This window comes from Xanthomonas sp. NCPPB 2864 (genome assembly GCF_056675615.1).
Genome location: NZ_JBWWVS010000014.1, coordinates 59,247 through 65,416 on the forward strand (window position 1 = coordinate 59,247; position 6,170 = coordinate 65,416).

Annotated in this window: 6 protein-coding genes; 2 read left to right on the top strand and 4 right to left on the bottom strand. The window is 68.8% G+C overall.

Features of this window, described 5'->3' with window-relative positions; all coding sequences use genetic code 11:
* Nucleotides 1–69 precede the first annotated feature (69 nt).
* The 3 genes from AC1KVE_RS19715 to AC1KVE_RS19725 all read right to left on the bottom strand — a co-directional run bounded on the left by AC1KVE_RS19715 (nt 70) and on the right by AC1KVE_RS19725 (nt 2,920).
* Nucleotides 70–522, bottom strand: coding sequence for a hypothetical protein (locus tag AC1KVE_RS19715; RefSeq protein ID WP_481093014.1), 453 nt, complete (start codon nt 520–522; stop codon nt 70–72).
* Between the two features lie 569 nt (nt 523–1,091).
* Nucleotides 1,092–1,724 carry a response regulator transcription factor gene (locus tag AC1KVE_RS19720; protein WP_024939865.1) on the bottom strand — a complete coding sequence of 211 codons (633 nt, stop codon included), beginning with the start codon at nt 1,722–1,724 and terminating at the stop codon, nt 1,092–1,094.
* Nucleotides 1,721–2,920: a sensor histidine kinase gene (locus AC1KVE_RS19725; RefSeq protein ID WP_481093018.1), complete on the bottom strand. Its 1,200-nt coding sequence runs from the start codon at nt 2,918–2,920 to the stop codon at nt 1,721–1,723. Before AC1KVE_RS19725 ends, AC1KVE_RS19720 begins: the two co-directional genes overlap by 4 nt.
* 59 nt (nt 2,921–2,979) lie before the next feature.
* Between AC1KVE_RS19725 and AC1KVE_RS19730 the strand changes: the two genes are divergently transcribed.
* Together AC1KVE_RS19730 and lldD are read left to right on the top strand one after the other, a co-directional pair.
* The gene (locus AC1KVE_RS19730) at nt 2,980–3,546 is read left to right on the top strand and encodes a methyltransferase family protein (RefSeq protein ID WP_481093013.1); all 567 of its coding nucleotides are present in this window, start codon (nt 2,980–2,982) and stop codon (nt 3,544–3,546) included.
* Nucleotides 3,547–3,682: 136 nt separating this feature from the next.
* Entirely contained in the window at nt 3,683–4,843 is a 1,161-nt protein-coding gene (lldD, locus tag AC1KVE_RS19735) for an FMN-dependent L-lactate dehydrogenase LldD (protein WP_481093012.1), read from the top strand.
* 350 nt (nt 4,844–5,193) lie between these two features.
* Here the strand turns inward: lldD and ligD are convergent.
* A partial coding sequence (ligD, locus tag AC1KVE_RS19740; RefSeq protein ID WP_481093101.1) for a non-homologous end-joining DNA ligase occupies nt 5,194–6,170 on the bottom strand: 977 nt, incomplete at its 5' end.

A 6,170-nucleotide genomic window follows, 5' to 3' on the forward strand; every position in this document is an offset into this window, starting at 1 on the left:
TCCGGCCAACCGTAGATCGCGGCAGGCAGGCCTGCCGTGGTCTCGCCAATGGCACCTGGCGACGTTTTTTTACCCCACGCAGTCCCGCGCGCGCGGCTGGATGCCGGCCGGCGCGTTCGCCAGGCCGGCAATGCAGTGCGGTGCCACCGGGTGGCGACGGTCATCGCGCTCGGAGCCGTTGCTGAAAGCCACCTTGAACTGGCCGCGGCTAGACCACGCGCCGGGCGTGCCGGTGCCGATGCGATGGGTGCTGCCAACGCCGCGCCCTGCCCATGACCGACAGGCCGGGCCGCAATCCCCCTGATCGGTTTGGGCGGACAAGCTGTCGCAAGTCCGGGCCACTGCGCCCTGCGCGGTCAGGTCGCAGGGCGCCACGCCGACGCGCAGGTCGCGCTCGGTTGGCGACTGGGTATGCAGTGCGGCCTGGACCCAGGCGATCGGCAAGTCGGCCTGGGTGGGTGCCGCCCAGGCGCTGGTGGACAGCACCACGATCAACACGAACAGATACCGGACCAGGGGCATGACGGACTCCGCAGCGGACCGGAGCGCGGCGCGTCCCCGAGCGACCTCGGTGGCCGCCGGACGACCTTCCCGCCTGGCCGCCCGCACGACCTGACGGCAACCTTACGGTTGCTACCCAATCCTGCCGAAGCCGGGAAATCCCTTATGAAACAATGCCATGTAACCTGGCGAGATCGTGTCATCCACCATGGTGGCGATGTGTCCAAGCGTTGCGCCAGTTCCCGCGTGCGGCGGTGGCAGCGCTCTAGAGCCACCGCCCTTCGACTGGGAGGAATGGGCCAACGCCAGCACCGACAGCACCGACAGCAGCGAAACTCGGCCAGCGAGGGGCAAGCGCCAAGCAATTCGGGCTGACCGCCCGCTCTTCCTTCTCCCTGCGGGAGAAGGTCCCCCGCAGGGGCGGATGAGGGTACGGGCGAAGCCTCGTGCCATCTCATTCCAGGAGCGGCTTCGCCCCCCGTACCCTCACCCCAACCCCCGCTCCTGCGATTCCCGACTCCCGACTCCCGATTCCCGCTTCTTGAGTCCGCTCTGACCAATCTCCACTCCCGACTCCCCAATCCCCGCCCTCAAATCACCCGCAACGTGATCGCCTTCAACACCGCCCTGGTGCGGTCGCGGGTGCCGAGCTTTTCCAGAATGGTGGAGACGTAGTTCTTCACCGTGCCTTCGGCCAGGAACAGGGTGCGGGCGATCTCCTTGTTGGAATAGCCGCCGGCGAGCAGGCGCAGGATCGCCACCTCGCGCTCGCTGAAGGTCTCGCGCGGGGGCTGCTGGTCGCGGAACTGGTAGCGCGCCCGTACCGGGTCGGTGCTGACCGGCTGCAGCAGGGTCTCGCCGTGGGCCACCCGCTCGATCGCCTCGCGCAGGTCTTCCGGGGCGGCGTCCTTGAGCAGGAAGCCCTGCGCGCCGGCCTCGGTGGCGCGCAGCAGCAGGTCGCTGTCGTCGAAGGTGGTCAGCAGCAGCACCGGGGTGCGGTCGCCGCGGGCGCGCAGTTGCTGCAGCGCCTGGATGCCGTCCACGCCGGGCATGCGGATGTCGCTGAGCACCACGTCCACGGTGGTGCTGACCAGCGCGTCCAGCAGGCCCTGGCCGTCGTCGGCCTCGCAGACCACCTCCACGCCCTGTTGCTGCAACAGCGCGCGCAGGCCGGCGCGGACCAGGATCTGGTCGTCGGCCAGTGCGATGCGATGGGCACTCATGCCGGTAGCCTCGCCATCAGGTGCATGCCGCCAGTGGGCGTGCGGCCAAGCTCAAGCTGCCCGTGAAGGGCGGCCAGGCGTTCGCGCATGCCGGTGATGCCGTTGCCTTCGCGGATGCGCTCGGCGCGGCGGCCATCGTCGCAGATGTCCACCTGCAGCTGCGCATCCACGCACTGCAGGTGCACCGCGACCTCGTTGGCGTCGGCATGCCGCACCGCGTTGGTCAGCGCCTCCTGCACCAGCCGCAACAGCAGCTCGGCCACGCGGGCATCGGTGATGCGCACGGCCGGGTCGATCTGCAGGCGCAGCGCCGGGCGCGGGAACGGTGCGGCCAGCGCGCGCAAGGCGGTCTGCAGGTCCAGGCCCTGATCGTCGCGCAGCGACTGCACCACGTTGCGGATGTCCGACAGCAGTTCGGCCGACAGCTGCTCCACCACTGCGACCTCGTCGCGCCACGCCAGCACCGGGTCGGCACCGAGCAGGCGCAGGTTGATGCGCATGGCGGTGAGCTTGTGCCCAGCCACATCGTGCAACTCGCGCGCCAGGCGCAGGCGCTCGGCATCGCGCGCGCTGTCGGCCAGCAGCGCGCGGGTGGCCAGCAGGTCGGCATTGACGTAGGCCAGCGCATCGCGTGCACGCTCGGCGCTGCGCGCGTAATGCGCGGTCAGCGCGGCGAAGGCCTGGAAACCGGCGTAGATGCCGACGATCAACCACGGGCGCTCGAACCCGGCCTGCACCAGCAGCGCATACATGCCCGCGTTCAATGCCAGCGCCAGCAACAGCACGCGCACCGGCGGCCAGGTCATGCCCGCCTGCGCGACCAGCATGACCAGCAGCACCGGGGCGGTGCCGGCACGCGGCTCCATCCACACCAGCAGCAGGGCCAGGACCGCCTGCAGCAGCGTGGCGGCAGTGCGCAAGGCATGCAGCGAAGGCAACACGGTGTGCAGCAGGAACAAGGCGGTGAAGCCGGCCAGCACGCCCCAGCGCCAGGCGCCCTGGGGTGACGCATCGGGCATGAACGACAACGCCACCGCCGCGATGGTGAACGCACCGGCCAGCCGCAGCGGATGCGAGAGATGACTCAGGGAAGAATGCATGCGGCGATGCTGACGGCCGCGCGGCCACTCGGCAATGGTGCGCGTGCAGAAAGTGACTTCCGGCAGGTGCGATCGATGACCTGCGGCCCCTGCGATCCATGCGGCGCGTGCGCACACTGGCATCACCAGCCCACCCATCGCCACGGAGTCACACCATGTCCGCTTCGAGTCTGTTTCTTGCGCTCAATCTGTTATGGGGCGGCTACGAACTGCTGCTCAGTCGCCGCCGCCGTGCCGGCGACGGTGGCGCGCACGACCAAGGCACGCTGCAGCAGCTGTGGTGGGTGCTGTCTGTGGCGGTAGCCACTGCGGTGGCGCTGGCCTATAGCGGGCTGGCGCGCTGGCCGCAGGACTGGTACGCACCGCTGCAGTGGGCCGGCTGCGCCCTAATCGTCAGTGGGCTGGCGTTGCGCGTATGGGCCATTCAGGTGCTGGCACGCTGGTTCACGGTGGATGTGACCATCCAGTCAGACCACCAACTGGTGCGCAGCGGCCCATACCGCTGGCTGCGTCACCCGTCCTATACCGGCGCACTGATGGCGTTCTACGGGCTGGCGCTGGGCATGGGCAATGCGTTGTCGGTGGCGGCGATCGTGGTGCCGGTGACGTTGGCGTTTCTGCACCGCATCCGGATCGAAGAGGCCGCGTTGCAGCGTGCCTTCCCGCTGGCTTACCCGGCTTATGCAGCGCAGAGCCGGCGCTTGCTGCCGCTGGTGTGGTAAGAGTTGATAAGGCAGCGGCGCAGCACCACTGCGCTGGGCCTTGCCGGGCTTGCGTCCTGCAGATCGCGCAGCGGTCCACCGGCCACACCGATGGTCTTACACTCAGCGGCTACCCCGCCGCTGCCGTTCGTCTTCGATGATCATTTCCGCCGCTTCCGACTACCGTGCCGCCGCGCAGGCGCGCCTGCCGCCGTTCCTGTTCCACTACATCGATGGCGGGGCGTACGCCGAGCACACCTTGCGGCGCAATGTCGCGGATCTGGCCGATATCGCGCTGCGCCAGCGGGTGCTGCGCAACATGGCGGACCTGAGCCTGGGCACCGAGCTGTTCGGCGAGACGCTGGCGATGCCGGTGGCACTGGCGCCGGTCGGGCTGACCGGCATGTATGCGCGGCGAGGCGAAGTGCAGGCCGCGCGCGCGGCGGCCGCGCGCGGGATCCCGTTTACGTTGTCCACGGTGTCGGTGTGCCCGATCGAGGAAGTGGCGCCGGCGATCACGCGGCCGATGTGGTTCCAGCTGTACGTGCTCAAGGACCGCGGCTTCATGCGCAACGCGCTGGAGCGCGCCAAGGCGGCCGGGGTGACCACGCTGGTGTTCACCGTGGACATGCCCACGCCGGGCGCGCGCTACCGCGATGCGCACTCGGGCATGAGCGGGCCCAACGCGTCGCTGCGGCGCATGCTGCAGGCGGTGACGCATCCGCGCTGGGCCTGGGACGTGGGCCTGCTGGGTCGCCCGCACGATCTGGGCAATATCTCGACCTACCGCGGAAGCCCGACCGGCCTGCAGGACTATATCGGCTGGCTGGGCGCCAACTTCGACCCGTCCATCGCCTGGAAAGACCTGGAATGGATCCGCGAGTTCTGGACCGGGCCGATGGTGATCAAGGGCATCCTGGACCCGGACGATGCGCGCGATGCGGTGCGCTTCGGCGCCGACGGCATCGTGGTGTCCAACCATGGCGGCCGCCAGCTCGACGGCGTGCTGTCCAGCGCGCGCGCATTGCCGGCCATTGTCGATGCGGTGAAGGGGCAGCTGAAGATCCTGGCCGACTCGGGCATCCGCAGCGGCCTGGACGTGGTGCGCATGCTGGCGCTGGGCGCCGACGCGGTGCTGCTGGGCCGCGCGTTCGTCTATGCGCTGGCGGCCGGCGGCCAGGCCGGCGTGGAGAATCTGCTGACCCTGATCGAGCGCGAGATGCGCGTGGCGATGACCCTGACTGGCACCCATTCGATTGCCGAGATCAGCAGCGATGCGTTGAGCCGGGTGACGCGGGAGAACGCGGTCTCGCCTTGATGGGATTGGGGATTTGGGATGCGTTGGTAGCTGAGAGCGGGTGATCTGCGACTTGGCTGCAGGGCCCTTGCCCGCCCACCCTCGCGGGACACGCCGCAAGTACGTCCGTGTAGGCGCTTACGAGGCATCCATGCCACGTAAGGTCCCGCGACGGTGCGCGGGCAAGGACCTGTCGAGAGGGTCGGTGCGGATGGTCAGGCTGTGTGCGTGATGCGTATCTGATCGCATAAGCGAGCAGTCGTCGGGTCGGTGCGGGCTGCGCGCAGGAGCCGCGATGTGCGCGTTACATGCCGACTCCGAGCATCGGCTGCGCCCGCCTGGTGGCGGCGCAGTCGTCTTGTGGGCTGCTCTTAGTGGTTGTCGTCGCCGGTGGGCAAGTATTGCTGCAACGCCAGCACCGATTCCCACGGATCTGCACGCTGACGCCTGGCCCGTTGCAGGGCCTTGTCCATCGGGAAGGCATCCGGGCCGCTGATCTTGCCGAGTTCTTCCCAGCGCAGCGGTACGGCGACGGTGGCCTTTTCGCGCGCGCGCAGCGACCACGAACACACGCTGGTATTGCCGCGCCCATTGCGCAGCCAGTCGACAAAGATCACGCCGTGGCGCTTGGCCTTGCTCATGGTGGCCACGTAGCGGTCCGGCGCGTGCGTTGCCAGCGCCTGGGCGAAGGCCTCGCAGAAATCGCGCGCCTGCTCCCAGTCCGCTTCCGGCACGATCGGCACCACCACATGCAGGCCCTTGCCACCGGACAGGCGCACCGCGCTCTCCAGGCCGGCACTGCGCAGCTTGGCGCGGATGTCGCGCGCGGCCGCCACCACGTCGGCCCAGGACACCCCGTCGCCCGGGTCCAGGTCGAACACCAGCCGATCCGGATGCTCCGCATCGTCGACCTGCGCGCCCCAGGGATGCAGCTCCAGCGTGTTCATCTGCACCAGCTCGAGCAGGCCGGCGGCATCTTCGACGTAGATGTAGTCCTCGGTGCCGCTCTTCTGCTGCAGCGGAATCGCCTTGATGTGCGTGCCCAGGTGGCGGCCTTCGTGCTTCTGGAAGAAGCAGTCGCCGCCGGCACCATCGGGGCAGCGCAGCAGCGACAAGGGGCGGCGTGCGATCTCTGCCAGCACCAGCGGCGCCACTGCGCGGTAATAGTCGGCCACATCGCCTTTGCTGATGCCCGCTGCAGGAAACACCACCCGCTCGGGATGGGTGATGGTGATGCCGTCCGTCGACGTGGACGTGGATTTGGATGTTGTGGATTTGGAGACCGTGGACGTGGACGCTGCAGCCTTTTTGGATGTCGTCGCAGTCGTCTTCGATGCCGTCGACCGCA

Bases quoted from the DNA above. Each gene is read 5' to 3' on its own strand.
- AC1KVE_RS19730 (WP_481093013.1), top strand. From the start codon at position 2,980: ATGTCCGCTTCGAGTCTGTTTCTTGCGCTCAATCTGTTATGGGGCGGC.
- lldD (WP_481093012.1), top strand. From the start codon at position 3,683: ATGATCATTTCCGCCGCTTCCGACTACCGTGCCGCCGCGCAGGCGCGC.
- AC1KVE_RS19720 (WP_024939865.1), bottom strand. From the start codon at position 1,724: ATGAGTGCCCATCGCATCGCACTGGCCGACGACCAGATCCTGGTCCGC.
- AC1KVE_RS19715 (WP_481093014.1), bottom strand. From the start codon at position 522: ATGCCCCTGGTCCGGTATCTGTTCGTGTTGATCGTGGTGCTGTCCACC.